14 protein-coding genes are annotated in these 15,186 nt (G+C 32.3%); 13 read left to right on the forward strand and 1 reads right to left on the reverse strand.

Translation table 11 applies throughout. The features are described 5' to 3' along the window. Positions 1 to 8 precede the first annotated feature (8 nt). The 12 genes from parC (at position 9) to JNUCC80_RS02960 (ending at position 12,110) form a co-directional block, all read left to right on the forward strand. Complete coding sequence (gene parC / locus JNUCC80_RS02905; RefSeq protein WP_454153287.1) at positions 9 to 2,492, forward strand: DNA topoisomerase IV subunit A; 2,484 nt, start codon at positions 9 to 11, stop codon at positions 2,490 to 2,492. A 118-nt stretch (positions 2,493 to 2,610) separates the two neighbouring features. Further along, complete coding sequence (locus tag JNUCC80_RS02910) at positions 2,611 to 3,576, forward strand: LysR family transcriptional regulator (protein ID WP_454153289.1); 966 nt, start codon at positions 2,611 to 2,613, stop codon at positions 3,574 to 3,576. A gap of 20 nt (positions 3,577 to 3,596) precedes the next feature. Next, complete coding sequence (locus JNUCC80_RS02915; protein WP_454153291.1) at positions 3,597 to 4,532, forward strand: manganese-dependent inorganic pyrophosphatase; 936 nt, start codon at positions 3,597 to 3,599, stop codon at positions 4,530 to 4,532. A 104-nt stretch (positions 4,533 to 4,636) separates the two neighbouring features. Continuing rightward, complete coding sequence (locus JNUCC80_RS02920) at positions 4,637 to 5,074, forward strand: hypothetical protein (RefSeq protein ID WP_454153293.1); 438 nt, start codon at positions 4,637 to 4,639, stop codon at positions 5,072 to 5,074. Positions 5,075 to 5,095: 21 nt separating this feature from the next. Further along, positions 5,096 to 5,542 carry a hypothetical protein gene (locus tag JNUCC80_RS02925; RefSeq protein ID WP_454153295.1) on the forward strand — a complete coding sequence of 149 codons (447 nt, stop codon included), beginning with the start codon at positions 5,096 to 5,098 and terminating at the stop codon, positions 5,540 to 5,542. Positions 5,543 to 5,577: 35 nt separating this feature from the next. Further along, entirely contained in the window at positions 5,578 to 6,039 is a 462-nt protein-coding gene (locus JNUCC80_RS02930) for a hypothetical protein (protein ID WP_454153297.1), read from the forward strand. A gap of 79 nt (positions 6,040 to 6,118) precedes the next feature. Further along, positions 6,119 to 6,532, forward strand: a complete 414-nt coding sequence (locus JNUCC80_RS02935) for a hypothetical protein (RefSeq protein WP_454153299.1) — start codon at positions 6,119 to 6,121, stop codon at positions 6,530 to 6,532. A 27-nt stretch (positions 6,533 to 6,559) separates the two neighbouring features. Further along, positions 6,560 to 7,006: a hypothetical protein gene (locus JNUCC80_RS02940; protein WP_454153301.1), complete on the forward strand. Its 447-nt coding sequence runs from the start codon at positions 6,560 to 6,562 to the stop codon at positions 7,004 to 7,006. A 314-nt stretch (positions 7,007 to 7,320) separates the two neighbouring features. Beyond that, a complete protein-coding gene (locus JNUCC80_RS02945; protein ID WP_454153303.1) occupies positions 7,321 to 7,542 on the forward strand; it encodes a hypothetical protein in 222 nt (73 codons plus the stop codon). Positions 7,543 to 7,617: 75 nt separating this feature from the next. Then, the gene (locus JNUCC80_RS02950; RefSeq protein WP_454153305.1) at positions 7,618 to 7,944 is read left to right on the forward strand and encodes a toxin-antitoxin system HicB family antitoxin; all 327 of its coding nucleotides are present in this window, start codon (positions 7,618 to 7,620) and stop codon (positions 7,942 to 7,944) included. A 23-nt stretch (positions 7,945 to 7,967) separates the two neighbouring features. Beyond that, on the forward strand, positions 7,968 to 8,822 hold the full coding sequence (locus JNUCC80_RS02955) for an SPFH domain-containing protein (protein WP_454153307.1): 855 nt from the start codon (positions 7,968 to 7,970) through the stop codon (positions 8,820 to 8,822). Between the two features lie 177 nt (positions 8,823 to 8,999). Then, a complete protein-coding gene (locus JNUCC80_RS02960) occupies positions 9,000 to 12,110 on the forward strand; it encodes a putative mucin/carbohydrate-binding domain-containing protein (protein ID WP_454153309.1) in 3,111 nt (1,036 codons plus the stop codon). Between the two features lie 310 nt (positions 12,111 to 12,420). Here the strand turns inward: JNUCC80_RS02960 and JNUCC80_RS02965 are convergent, their stop codons facing one another. Continuing rightward, entirely contained in the window at positions 12,421 to 13,317 is an 897-nt protein-coding gene (locus JNUCC80_RS02965; protein WP_454153311.1) for a DegV family protein, read from the reverse strand. 139 nt (positions 13,318 to 13,456) lie between these two features. On the opposite strand from JNUCC80_RS02965, the gene JNUCC80_RS02970 reads away from it, so the two are divergent. Next, complete coding sequence (locus tag JNUCC80_RS02970) at positions 13,457 to 15,145, forward strand: Rqc2 family fibronectin-binding protein (RefSeq protein ID WP_454153313.1); 1,689 nt, start codon at positions 13,457 to 13,459, stop codon at positions 15,143 to 15,145. Positions 15,146 to 15,186: the final 41 nt, after the last annotated feature.

Here is a 15,186-nt window from a genome sequence, read left to right on the forward strand (position 1 = left end):
TTTTAATCATGCCCAAACAAACGGAACGAATTCAAGAGATGTCTCTTGAACAGATTATGGGAGAACGTTTTGGAAGATACTCTAAATATATTATCCAAGAGCGTGCACTTCCCGATATTCGAGACGGATTAAAACCCGTACAGCGTCGTATTCTATATGCGATGAATTTAGACCATAATACTTATGACAAAGGATTTAGAAAATCAGCTAAATCTGTTGGTAATGTTATGGGGAACTTTCACCCTCACGGCGATAGTTCGATTTACGAAGCAATGGTTAGACTTTCCCAAGACTGGAAACTACGTGAGCCCTTAATCCAAATGCACGGAAACAATGGGTCACTTGACGGTGATCCACCAGCTGCAATGCGTTATACCGAAGCTCGTTTGAGTAAAATTGCCAATGCCTTATTAGCTGATATTGATAAAGATACTGTTGATATGGTCTTGAACTTTGATGATACTGAAAATGAACCTACGGTATTACCTGCGCGTTTTCCTAATTTGCTGGTTAATGGTGCTACTGGTATTTCAGCAGGTTATGCAACCGATATTCCAACGCACAATTTAACCGAAGTGGTCAATGCGACTATCTACTTGCTAGATAACCCAGATGCCACAGTAGATGAGTTAATGAAATACGTTAAAGGACCAGATTTTCCAACTGGTGGTATCATTCAAGGTGTTGACGGAATTAAGCAAGCCTATGAAACCGGTAAAGGTAAAATCATGGTGCGTTCAAAAACTGATATCCAAGAACTAAAAGGTCATCGTCAGCAAATTGTTATCTCAGAGATTCCTTATGACGTGAACAAAGCTAATCTGGTTAAGAAGATGGACGAGGTTCGTATTAACAAAAAGGTAGAGGGTATCAGCGAAGTTCGTGATGAGTCTGACCGCTCAGGATTAAGAATTGTTGTTGAACTTAAGAAACAAGTTGATCCACATGTGATTTTGAATTACTTGTTCAAGAACACAGACCTGCAAGTCTCTTATAACTTCAATATGGTCGCAATTAATAAGATGCGCCCTGAGCAAGTTGGATTGAAGACTATCTTGTCATCTTACTTAGATCATGAACAAGAAGTCGTCTTACGTCGTACTAAGTTTGATTTAGAAAAAGCGAAGAAGCGTCAGCATATCGTTGTCGGATTAATTAAAGGGTTATCTATTCTAAATGATGTGATTAAGACCATTAGAGCAAGTAATGATAAAAAAGAAGCTAAGGCTAACTTGGTTAAACAGTTCCAATTTACAGATAATCAAGCAGAAGCGATTGTTTCTTTACCTCTTTATCGTTTATCTAATACAGACGTTAATGCCTTAGAAGATGAGAACCAATCACTTTCAGCTCAAATTGACCGTTTTAATGATATTATTAACAATCAATCAAGTTTATACCAAGTGATTAAAGATCAATTATTGGCTGTACAAAAAGAATTCCCATCTAAGAGACTGTCTAAAATTGAAGCAAAAGTTGAAAAGATTGAAATTGATCAAACAGCTTTGATTGCTGAAGAAAATACACGTGTGTTAATCTCACGTAATGGATACATGAAACGTTCTTCACTTCGTTCTTACCAATCTTCTTCAGAAGCAGAAAATGGTTTAAAAGAAGAAGATAGTCAGATTTTTAATGAGACGCTATCAACGTTGGATCATGTATTTATCTTTACAAATAAGGGACATGTTGTTTATCGTCCAGTTCATGAAATTGAAGATATGAGGTGGAAAGACACAGGTCATCATATCTCTCAAGACCTTAGACTAGAAGAAGATGAGTACTTTAGCCAAGTCTTCTCATTTAATGATTTAAATCAAGATGGTCAATTTGTATTAGCCACGGATAACGGTTATATTAAGCAAGTTAAGTTAGAAGACATTAAACCGGGTCGTACTTACCGTAGTCATGCAGCGACTGTGATGAAGTTGAAGCAAGGGGATGCAACGCTTGTTTCTGTAGATTATGTTGATAATGCAGATAACAAAGATGTCTTGATTATCACTAGTCACGCTTATGCGCTTAGATATGATTTGAATGAAGTCCCAACTGTAGGACCTAAAGCAGTAGGTGTTAAATCAATTAACTTGAAAGATAAAGACTTCGTTAGTGACGTTAAGTTAATTAATTCAGATAGTCAAAATACAAAAATGGGTGTGGTGACTCAACGTGGGGCTTACAAGCAATTACGATTAGATGAAATTCAAAAGTTCTCTCGTGCTAAACGCGGTATTTTGATTTTAAGAGAATTGAAGTCTAAACCACATCGTGTTGTTTCAACTGTTTTATTTAATGGAGAAGCTAAACTCAATGTTTTAACCGATCAACAAGAAACGATTGAACTATTGACAGAGAATTATCCGATTAGTGATCGTTATTCAAATGGGTCATTCATTCTAGATACGAAAGAGCAAGGGACTCCTGAAAGTTTAAGCTTATTAGCGGAATTAAACGATAACAATAGCCGAATTGATGAACCAACTTTGTTTTAATAAATTAAATTAATTAAATGGTTTTATTAAAAAAGTATTAATCCAAGACTTTATATTTGTTGAATCATGACATTATAGTTATGATATGGGTGAGAGATATAAGAAGGGGGATCACCCATTGAAAACAAAAACAGATGCTGTTCTTTCAGCAAAGTCATTAAAATACTTCTTGCAGTTGATTGATTCCATGAGTTATACACAAGCTTCACAAATTCTTGGAATTACACAACCTGCATTGACACAACAAATAAAGAAAATCGAACGTGCAGTTGGTGCGCCACTATTTGGTCAAATTGGTAAAAAACTTTATCTAACCGATGCAGGGACACGTATGCAAACGGTTGCTAATGATTTGTTTAATACCGTTAATACTGCTGTCGATGAAATTCAACAGAATAGTGATTCAAAAATCGGAACAATTTCAGTTGGCATATTAGAATCTTTAGAATCTAGTATTTTTGAAGATTTCATTATTAAATTTAGTAAACAATACCCCGATTTGAAGTTGAACATTTGGAATTCAAGTCGACGTGAACTATGGAATCGTCTTGATAAGAACGAAGTAGATATCGTGATTTTGCCATTGATTAGTGAAAACGTTAGTCATTGGCAGTCTTACAATGTCAAAACACTTTATGAAGATGAATTGATTTACTTATCACATCACAATTTATCAGATGCGCAAGATTCAAATGGTAATATTACAATGGCAGACACTTTAGGTCACCCATTAGTTCAATATCCTAACGATGCTTACTTTGCTAAAAAATTAGCTGTTCAGTATCGTATGAATAATCTTGTTAAGCCTGAAAGTGATATTTACTTTTCAAGTCCTTCACAGTTGATGCAGTTTGCTGAAAAAACTAACTATGATACATTTGTTCCTAAATCAGTCTGTATGACACATCCTAATAATGAAATGAATCATTATTCATTGGGAAATGATTTAAAAGTGGAAACTTCAATCGTTTTTCGTAATGAAAAGTACCAAATTCCCCGAATTAAAAACTTTATTGATTCTTTTGAGAAATTCTTGGCAAATCAGTCATATTTTAGTAGATTAGAAGAGAAGTATAAAAAGTAACAAATAGGAGAGATTGTATTATGAGTAAAGAACTTGTTTTTGGACACCAAAACCCAGATACAGATGCTATTGGAGCTGCAATGTCTTTATCATACCTTGCTAACCAAAAAGGTTTTGATACAGAAGCAGTTGCCTTAGGAGAAGTAAGTAAAGAAACTGCATTTGCTTTAAACCAATTCGGTTTAACAGCACCTCGAGTAATCGAAACTGCAGGTTCTGAAGTTGATTCAGTTATGTTAGTTGACCACAATGAATTTGGTCAAAGTGTTTCTGATATTGAAGATGTCAAAATTTCACACGTTGTGGATCACCACCGTATCAGTGATTTTCACACTGCTGATCCGTTGTTTTACCGTGCTGAACCATTAGGTGCAGCAAGTACAGTTCTTTGGAAGATGTATCAAGAAAGCAACATTGAAATTCCAAAAGGAATTGCTGGTATGATGCTTTCAGCTATTATTTCAGATACATTATTATTTAAATCTCCAACAACAACACCAACTGATGAAGAAGCTGCTAAAGATTTAGCAGGTATCGCTGGTGTAGATATCGAATCATATGGATTAGATATGTTGAAGGCTGGTGCTGATTTATCTGATAAATCAGAAGCAGAATTAATTGACATTGATGCCAAAAGTTTTGAAATGGGTTCAAATAGTGTGCGTATTGCGCAAATTAATGCTGTAGATTTAGATAATGTTATGCAAAGAAGCGCTGCTTTGGAAGAAAGTATGCAAAAAGAAATTGCAGATAACAACTATCAATTATTTGTTACAATTGTGACAGATATTTTGAACAGTAATTCAATTGCCATTGTTTTAGGTGATGATGATGCAGCTGCTAAATTTGAAACTGCTTTCAATGTTTCACTTGAAAACAACCATGCTGACTTACCAGGTGTTGTTTCTCGTAAAAAACAAGTTGTTCCTCAGTTAACTGAACAATTAGCTAAATAAAGTTAAAAATAACCTTTCACTTAAATGTGAAAGGTTATTTTTTTTGCGTTTATTAGGTTAACTGTGATAACGTTAACTATAAGATTACTATTTGGAGAGTATAAATGAAAAAAATAAGTGCCGTAATAGCTATAGCTAGTTTGTTACTTTTAATGGGGTTTTCCACAAATAATAATAGTCAGCAATCTGATGCTGAAACAGCAGATAGGATACTGGATAATCAGGATTACCTTACAAAAGATGAGATTACAATTCCTCAAAAAGCAAAAATAACTATTCTGACACATGGTGTTAGTCAAGATGATCAAGGAAAAAACATTTACAAAATTTCATATAAGACTGATTATAATGATAAGAATTCAAAACGAGCTTTGTACTTAAACCAAAATAACAAAGGTGTTTTGAAATCAAGTATCACTCATTCTGACTCTCAATTTGAAACAGTGATACTGGAGCTAATTGATAACAAAGCACCAATTACCTTTACTATCAGAGAAAACGGTGAGGCGTTAGTAAAACGTAATTACTATCTTGATACCTAATTTTTAACTTGGAGGATTTATATGAATAAAGCCATAGTGAGTGTGGGATTAATTTGCTTAATGGGTGTTAGTTTAGTTGGATGTTCAGCTAATAGCAACAATCAAACCGAAAATAATCATGAACAGACTACTGATTATATCGACAAAGCAAATACTGAATTAGTCAACCAGTCTAAAATAGAAATCACATACAAAAGTGTTTCTAAAAATGAACCATCTATGATATTTGATATTAAGACCGAATATTTGGGAAATAAAAAGCCAAATATTACTACAGAATATAAACAAAATGGGCAAGTGATATCAGCAGCTGTTATTGATGAGGAAGGTACTCAAAGATATCGTATTCCTCTCCAAAATAATGAAAATCCAATAACATTATCTGCTTATCTTGATTCAGATGGACAAAAAAGAACAATCTATGAAAGAGCTTATTATCCTGGCTCATCTAAAAATCTGACATTTTAATTGCTACAAATTAAGTATAGATAGGAGAAGTTAACTTGAAAAAACTATCGATTTTAAGTATTTGTGGATTAGCAACAATTTTGCTGACAGGTTGTACTTCTACTAAAACCGAGACTGAAATCAAAGATTATCTGAGTAAAGAAACTATTGAAATACCCAATAAAGGTGAAATAACAATCATTAATCAAGGCGCTTCAAATAAAGAATATAACAACAAGATTGTTTTGAATCTATTAGTTAAGGCAAGTAGTGAGCTTCAGCCATTCTTGGCAAGTTCTGATATAAAAGAGGGCAAAAACTATCCATCGGTTACCTTATCAACTGAAGCAAGCGGATACTATAGTTATTATACAGTCTACGAAAAGGGAGAAACCGAACCAGCTAGATTTCAAATGAAGAACTTTAAAGATGGGACGGTTTACGTTGATAGATATTACTATCCTGTTATTAATCCTAAATTGAATCTGGGATTGGATCCTGAATGGTTTAGTGATTAAGTTATAAGTTTGATTTTACCCATGAATCTTGGTAGTGTTAGACAAACTGGTTGCTCTGGAGTGTAAGAAAGGGGTAAAAATGAAAAGATTAGCGACAATGGGGTTATTAATTTTAATGGGATTTTTGCTTGTAGGATGTTCAACTAATGAACAAAATTATTTTGAAAAAGAAACTATAGAAGTTCCTAGCAAAGGACAAACTACTATTATTAATAAAGGAAAAACATCCAATCAAAATAATAAACTGGTAATGAGATTTAAAATAGATTTAAATAATTTTTATTCCGAATCTAAAAATAAATCATCTGATTTTACTCAAAATGGTAAAGTTGTTCCTGCTAGTGTTACTTATGTTCGAGGGGATACCCTTGAATTAGATGAAGTTCCTGTAGAAGATGAAAATGTACCAATTACCTATACTATTAAGGTTGATAATAAAGTTGTTTTTCAAAAAAATTATTATCCTAACTTGTATTCAGGAGCATTTGAATAAGTACATACTTTTTATGGGAGAATTAAAGTGAAGAAGAAATCAATTGTAGGGGGCCTTTTATTAGTCGTAATAGCGCTAACTGGTTGTTCAATCAATAATCAAGCACAGTTGCCTCAACATTATCTGAGTAAAGAAAAAATTGAAATACCAAATAAGGGTGAAATAACAATCATCAATCAAGGTACTTCAGATAAAGAACATAATGATAAAGTAGTTTTAAAGCTGTTAGTCAAAACAAGTAATGAGCTTCAAGGATTGTTAACTAGTTTTGATAAACAAGAAGGCAAAAGTTATACCGTTACCGCACCGAATGGAGAAGATGGTTACGATGTTTATTATCAGATCTATGATAAAAACGAGAATGTACCATCTAGATTAAAAACAGAAAATTATCAAGATAATACTATTTATACGGATAACTATTACTACCCTGTTATTAACCCTAAATTGAATTTAGGACTGAATCCTGAATGAGTTACATGTTTGTTTTCATTTAGGTAAATTAATTTATCATTTGGAGTGCTATTAAGAAAGTAAAAGAAGGGTAAAAATGAAAAGGTTAATAACATTCGGATTATTAATTTTGACGTTTTTTCTGCTTGTAGGAGTTATTTTATTAATAGTAATGGGGATGTCAACTATCTCTTTACTCAAATGTTTTTGAGATAGTTGATATCCCAGACACTTGACAAATAGAGGTCATCAATCAAGGATTTACTAAAAATAAAAAAGGGCAAACAGTTGTTAGATTTTTCACCAAGTTTAATGACGGTAGTCCAGAGGTTGGTGTGGAAGTACCAAATACACATTTTGTTAATTCAAGCCAAAATTCTGTAGGAAATTATACCGGAGTGACCGCTATTGTAGAAGATGACAGTAAACCAATCACACTAAGATTAAGATCAACTAAAACTAATACTGTTTATTTTGATAGAAATTATTATTTCAATGGTCAAAAGGACTGGCAAATGACAGATAATGACAAAATAAGCATGAAGGTTAAGCAATAAACTATATTTCGAATCTTTTAGTTGCATTAATGATAAGAACTTTTATAATAGGGGCTATCAAAGGAGGAAAGTGTGATGACAAAGGAATTTACTATTCAGTTAGACGAGAAAACATACGAACAAGCTGTTCAAATTGCAAATTCTAAGAATTTATCAGTAAGCGAATATGTTCGCAGATTAGTTGTCGAAAATTTACCTAATCCAAGTTTTGAATCGCGTCAAATTATTGGACGTATTATCCAGGGTTCAAAACTGGATGAAGTCAATAATCTAGTAGAGGTATCAGGGATTTATTACCGTTATCATTTAGAAAGCCCTTATCAAGGTGAACTAAAGCAATATGATTATCAGATTACTAATAACGATGGTAATCAGCTTTACCTAAAACAATTACATAATTAAATTTATTTGGAGGACAATATATTATGGCATTTGGAATTAAAATCGTACCACAAAACTCACAAGGACTAGTAGAAACGCTAGGAAAATATAGTCACAGTGTTGAATCTGGATTACATTTTTACATTCCTTTTATTCAACGTATTCGTAATGTGAGCTTAGCAATGGCACCATTATCATTACCTAACTATTCAATCATCACTAAAGACAACGCTGACGTTTCAGCCAGTGTGACATTGAACTACCATATTACTAGTGCGGTTAAATATCAATACGAAAATACTGACTCAGTAGAGTCTATGGCACAGCTAGTTCGTGGTCATTTACGTGATATCATCGGACGTATGGACTTGAACGAAGCCCTAGGATCAACCGCTAAAATTAATCAAGAACTAGCGGTTGCTATTGGAGATTTGACTAATACATATGGTATCAATGTTGATAGAATTAATATTGATGAGCTAACACCATCAAAAGCAATTCAAACAGCTATGGATAAGCAATTGACAGCTGACCGTGAAAGAGTTGCTTCAATTGCTAAAGCTGAAGGGGAAGCAAAATCAATTGAATTAACTACAAAAGCTAAAAACGAAGCGATGATTGCAACCTCAAAAGCTGAAGCTGATTCTACTAAAATCCGGGCAAACGCTGAAAAATATCGTATCGATACCATTCAAGAAGGACTTGCTAATGCTGATGATCGTTACTTCCAAAACCAATCAATTAATGCTTACTCAGATTTAGCTAAGTCAAAATCAAATATGGTTGTAGTTCCAAGTGACAATGCTCAAACTTATGGTCAAATCCCAGGACTAGCTAAGGTATTTAAAGAAAGCACAAAAGAAGATAAAAAGACGAAAAAAGGCGAAAAAAATAACTAAAATCAACATCTTGTTCAATAGTAATAAAAAACCCAGTAAAATTAATTTTTACTGGGTTTTCATTACCACTAATGTGTAAAAACCAAACGTTTTTTATATTTAATTTGATTAAAGTTCGTTTTATATGTTATTATTCTCTAATACAATTATTTTCACATGAAGAAAGAGGAATACAACTTGAACAAAAAAGTAATACTAAGTGCAGGTCTTGCGCTAACAAGTTTATTATTATTCAATAATAAGGTGGATGCTGCAACTAAAGATGTTACTAGCTTAGAAAAACCTTCTTGGGTACTCGATACTGGAATGACTCGTGGTATGAACCATGATAGACAAGATTTAGGGTTTGTAATGAATAAAGGGTCTCAAATAAAGATTCGAAAAGCATCAACTAATGATGGTTATAATAATGCCACATTATGGCTGTTAAATGATAATAACAAAACAGAAAAATCATATACTCTAACAACGGATTGGCAAACAATAACAGTTGACAATACATCTGTTCCATTTATTAATACACCTTATGGTCAAAGCAATTTGGAAATAGAATACGATGTACAAGGACAAACAACAGAGCTACCTGTTTATAAAAAAGGTGATGATCAATCTGCCTTTTTAGCTAAATGGGAAAAATCACAAGCAAGTTTTGCCATTATACAAGGCAACAAGTTTCAATTAATGATTAATATCAGTGAACAAGATAAGCTGAAAAATCTAAACGATTTTGCTAACATTGATGACTATATTAATTATCAAGATGAACTAATCACATATTATGATCATATAATGGGGTTAAGTGAAACTAGTACAAGTTACAACAAAATGCCCCAAAACCGCTTTTTCCTAAAAGCCGATACTAGTGCAGGTGTTGGTGTTGGTGCCTATTATGATACTAACTACACTGCCAATGGTGGTAAATCAGTTGTAGACAGCTGGATGAAAAAAGCAAACTGGAAAACGCTACACGAGCTCGGTCATGGTTATCAACCTAACTACAGCAACTCTAACAATAAATCCTCAATGTATACAGGTGAGGTATCGAATAACTTACTAGGTAACATGTATTTGTTAACACACTTTGGGAAAGAAAAAGTTGATAGCGCTTGGCTATACGATAATGGTCAAAAAGATAAAACACAAGAAGCAGTATATCAACGTATAGTTGAGCAAAAGCAATCTTATTCACAACTACCAATAACCCAAAGAGAACGCTTGGTTATTTTGACAAATATTATTCAAAGTGCTGATATCAGTGTTTGGACAGACTTCAATGATTGGTATCGTAAATCAATTAATGAAAACAATCCGATTACACAGTTACCGCTACCAGATTTATTAAATATGTACTATAGTCAGGCAACGGGGCATGATTATACACCCGTATTTAGCCAATTCGGCATTAGTTTAACTCAAATCAATCAATCAGAAATTAACCGAGAAGCAAGAGAAATTGTTTCACCGCTTTCTAGTGTTGTTCCTAAAAATCAACTTAATCAAGCATCATCGGTTTTAACTGGACAAATAACAGATTCTATTTTTAATTTAGTAACTAATCAACAATTGAAGCAATTAGGATTAAATGGTGGAACGCTGATACTTAATTTAAGTGCTAATTCTGATCAACTTAATAATTTAAAAGGGAAGACAGTTGTCTTAAAAGACGGTTCAAATATTATTAAAAAAGCTAAAATTAACAGTAACATTATTGATTTTGGCAAAGTTGATAATGGCTCTTACTCGATCGAAATTATTGACGCACCAATTAACATTAAATTAGATACTAACTATGTTTTTGTTAAAGAAAGTCAAAATCAAGCTAACATTTCTATTTCTGACAATAATTATGGAACACTATTCAATCAACCAATTATTTTGAGAGGGATAAGTGACGGAGACTTTGCCTATGTCACACCCGATTTTGATGCTAACAGCTTAACTATTAATACACTAAAAATTAATCAATTACATCCATACTTCAATCGTTATGCAGAAGTAAAAGTGATGGATGACAAAGGAAACGTTATATTTGATAAAGAGTTTAACGGTAAAGTAAATAATGCAGCTGAATCAGTTAATGTACCGATTAAAGAGGGGTATCAGATTGAAATTTACCACACTGAAACTCAAACAAGGTTAAAATCTAACATTTTATCACTTGTTAACCCTACTAAGAATAATACTAATAAATTTGTTGTAAAAAAAGGTTACTTGGAGAATGTCGAAACACATAACAACGGTATCCGCGAAACAATCAATCAAGCAATTCAAGATTTAAGAAATGATAATCAACTTAAACAGTTAAATACGTCAACGTTGAAAAAGAATATTATTTTAGGGTTAAACTTATTAACACAAGATGAAAAAAATGAAATACTTAGAAATAATGCAGAACTTTTAACTATTAAAGCACCGGCTAAAGAATATACATCAGGTATCAAATTAACTGACAATCTAGGAACTGATTTTGCAACAATCAAAACAAATATAACAAACGGTGACTTAGCGCTTCAGTTAAATGACTTATCTAATTCTAAATTAAATGCCTATATTGAAATTTTAGATGAAAATGGTAAATCTATTTATCAAAATCTTATTTCCAGTCAATCAAAAGCGATAACAGATGAGCTAGATTTAAAATCAGGTTACCAAATCAAACTAACACAACCCGATAATTATTCATCAAATATTGAAAACTCATCTCAAAAAGTTCAAGGTGCTCAAATTTATTATGTCCAAGACAATCAATTAGTTAGCCAAACAACAAAATCTGCAACAGATGAAATCATCAGTGCAGGAAAAACTGCAACTAGTGCAAAGCTGTCAAAATCTAAGCAATTAAGTGCAAAAAAACAATTGGCTAGAAAAATTGCACAATCCGATTTATCTAATACGGATAAAAGTAATTATATGAATCAATTCGATTTAAATCAGACTAATATTACAGATGATACAATTACAATAAATGGACGCAACAAAAAATCTGTTATTCAATTAACAACTAACCAAAACCAAAATAAAATGCAATTAGATATTACTGCTAACAAACCAAGAACAACATCTACAATTGAAGTTTTAGATGAAAACGGTAATCAAGTGCTTGATCAAGTTGTTGGTAATAATAATGTTATTAACGAATCTAAAGTTATTGACTTGAAAGATAACTATACAGTTAAACTTTCAAGTAGCTCATCAAATTCAATGACAAGTACATTTAATCAATTTAATACAAAGCAAAAACAAGCAATATTTGTTATACAAAATGATTATTTAGTATTATCTGAATAAAAATATAAATAATTAAAAACGAACTCGTGCTGAGAGAAACATTCTAAGCACGAGTTCGTTTTTTTATCTAACAATCCATCGAAACAGATTAAGTGTTTAATAGTTAACATTATAGTGTTTTTATATTTAGTTTGAATACTCAATCTAATTAAACAAAATAATTTAGTATTAATTGGTATCAAAAAATAATTTTAATTATCACCATGATTTTCAACTACAAAAACATTACTTCCGATAATATATATTATGTTAACCTAAATATATAAGAAAAAAGCATTTTTCAATGCTTTTCCCCCTACTCACTATTATATTAATATAGCGGTTTCTTACCATCAACTAAGTTGATTTTATCAATATCAACCATCCATGTCAACGCTATTGTTTTGTCCCCTAAGTGAGCACCGATAATTGGACCAAACTCACAAATTTCAACTGATGCATTAGGATATTGTTCTTTGACATCAGCAAATAGTGTTTCAGCTAATTTTTGGTTGCTACTATGATAAACCATGATTTTAACTGGATAAGATAATGATTCTAGTTTGTCATTCATCAAGTTAAAAATTTGCTTAACTGCTTTTTTAGTTGAACGAACTTTATCAAATGAAACGATTTTATAAGTTTCATCATCAAATGTTAATAGTGGCTTGATTTTAAGCATTGTTCCAACAAATGCTGAAGCATTACTTAAACGGCCACCACGAACTAGGTTTTTTAAATCGTCTAAAGCAAACAGCTCATCAGTTGTATCTCTAATCTGATCTAAACGTTCAATAATTTGATCAGGTGTAAATCCGTTTTTTATCATTTTAGCAGCAGCTAAAACTAAATTCCCCATTAAACGAATTGTGATACGTGAATCATATGGATATAAATTCAATTCTGGATGAGTTTCTTTGATGGTTTCAAGTGTTTGAACAGTACCGGAGATAGTGCTTGCTAAGTGAATTGAGATAATGGCTTCAAATCCCTCGTCGTGCAATCTTTGGTAAAGTTCAACTAATTGTCCAATTGAAGGTTGACTTGTTTTTGGATAACTAGCACCTTGACGTTGCATTTCAAAAAGTTCATCTGCAGTGATTGTTTCATTCTCTAAGTATTCCTTGTTATCAATAAAAACGGGTAAAGGAATAACTACAATCTCGTTATCTTCAATTTCTTTTTTAGTTAGATAACTCGTACTATCTGTAACAAGTGCTATTTTCACTGTGTAATCCTCACCTATATCTTTTTTAGAATTTATTCCAATTATATCATATTTATAGTGATAATCTACTAATAAAGGTTAATTACCCTTTATCTACCTTGCTAAAAATAGTAAAATTAAGTGATTGGAGGTTTTTTATATGAGTTTTGATGGAACATTTATCCATAGTCTTTTGACTGAAATAAAACCCGAACTAGTAAATAGTAAAGTTTCAAAAGTGTATCAACCTTTTGAACACGAACTGGTGTTCGTTTTTAGAATTAATCGACAAAACAAAAAATTGTTGATTTCTTGTAACCCACAATATAATCGTATGAATTTAACTGATGAAAAATTCACTAACCCAACTGTTCCTCCTACATTTGCAATGGTTTTGAGAAAGCATCTTGAAGGAAGCTTCTTATTTAAAATTGAACAAGTTGGTAATGATAGAATTGTCAACTTCTACTTTTTAACTCGTAATGAATACGGTGATGAAGAAGAACTGGTGTTGTCTGCGGAATTCATGGGACGTCACAGTAATATTATTTTGTACAGCAAACGTACTAATAAAATCATTGACTTAATTAAACGAATTGCACCGGACAAAAACCGTGCACGTTTGCTACTTCCTAAAGCAGATTACGAACTCCCTCCTTTGACTGATCAAAAAAATCCTTTTGATCTTTCTTTAGGAGAGTTTAATGAATCAGTTAAAGATAATGATGATTTATCTACTTTAAGTGGTCTTAGTGGTCAAACAAAAAATGAACTTAATTTATGGTTCGACAAAAAAGGAAAATCTTACCAAGAATTTACGGCATTTTTTGCTCAGTTTAATTCCCCTAAAGCAACTGAAATGATTGTCAAAGGAAAACCTTCCTTTGCCCCTATTTTGCCTATTGATGCTGATTGCTATGATGAAATCATTAGTTATGATTCTTTAAGTGACTTGCTAGCTAACTTCTATCAAAGAAAAGCAAATAGTGAATGGGTTAAACAAAGGTCATCTCATGTTGATACATTAACTAAAAATCAGATTAAGAAATTGAAAAAGAAAATTAAAGCATTGATTAAACAACAAGATCAAGCTGAAAATTCTGAAGATTATCGTATCAAGGGTGAATTGTTAACGACTTATCTGCATGAAGTCAAACCCGGGATGACTCAAATTGAGTTACCTAACTATTATGACGAAAATCATTTGATTAAAATTAATCTTAAGCCTGAACTAACCCCTTCTAAAAATTCACAGTGGTATTTCTCTAAATATCAAAAATTGCGTAATTCAATTAAATATGTACAAGAACAGTTAGATATTGCGCGTGCTGAGTTGAACTATTTCCAAGGAATTGAAGAAAACTTGCGAATTGCAACGCCTAATGATATCGAACAGATTGTACAAGAACTGCGTGAACAAGGTTATCTTAAGAAAAACCGTAAACAGCAAAAAACACGTAACCATAAAAAATTATCCGAGCAAGATATTACTAAATATCAAAGTTCTGAAGGCAATCCTATTTTAGTTGGTAAAAACAACTTCCAAAATGAATGGCTAACTTTCAAAAAAGCTCAGAAAAAACAATACTGGTTCCACGTTAAAGACATTCCTGGATCACATGTTATCTTACAAACAACTGAACCGACAGATGCTGAAATTCAAGAAGCTGCAGAAATTGCAGCCTATTATTCAAAAGCACAAAGTTCAGCTCACGTTCAGGTTGATTATGTTGAAGTTAAACGTGTGAAAAAACCAAACGGCGCCAAACCTGGTTTTGTGATTTATACCGGACAAAATTCGATTGAAGTTACACCAGAGGCATCTAAAATTGATCAAATGAAACTTTAATTACTAAATATAGAAGAATGCTTTTGAGCCTAAAACTCAAA

Source organism: Holzapfeliella sp. JNUCC 80 (genome assembly GCF_053667655.1).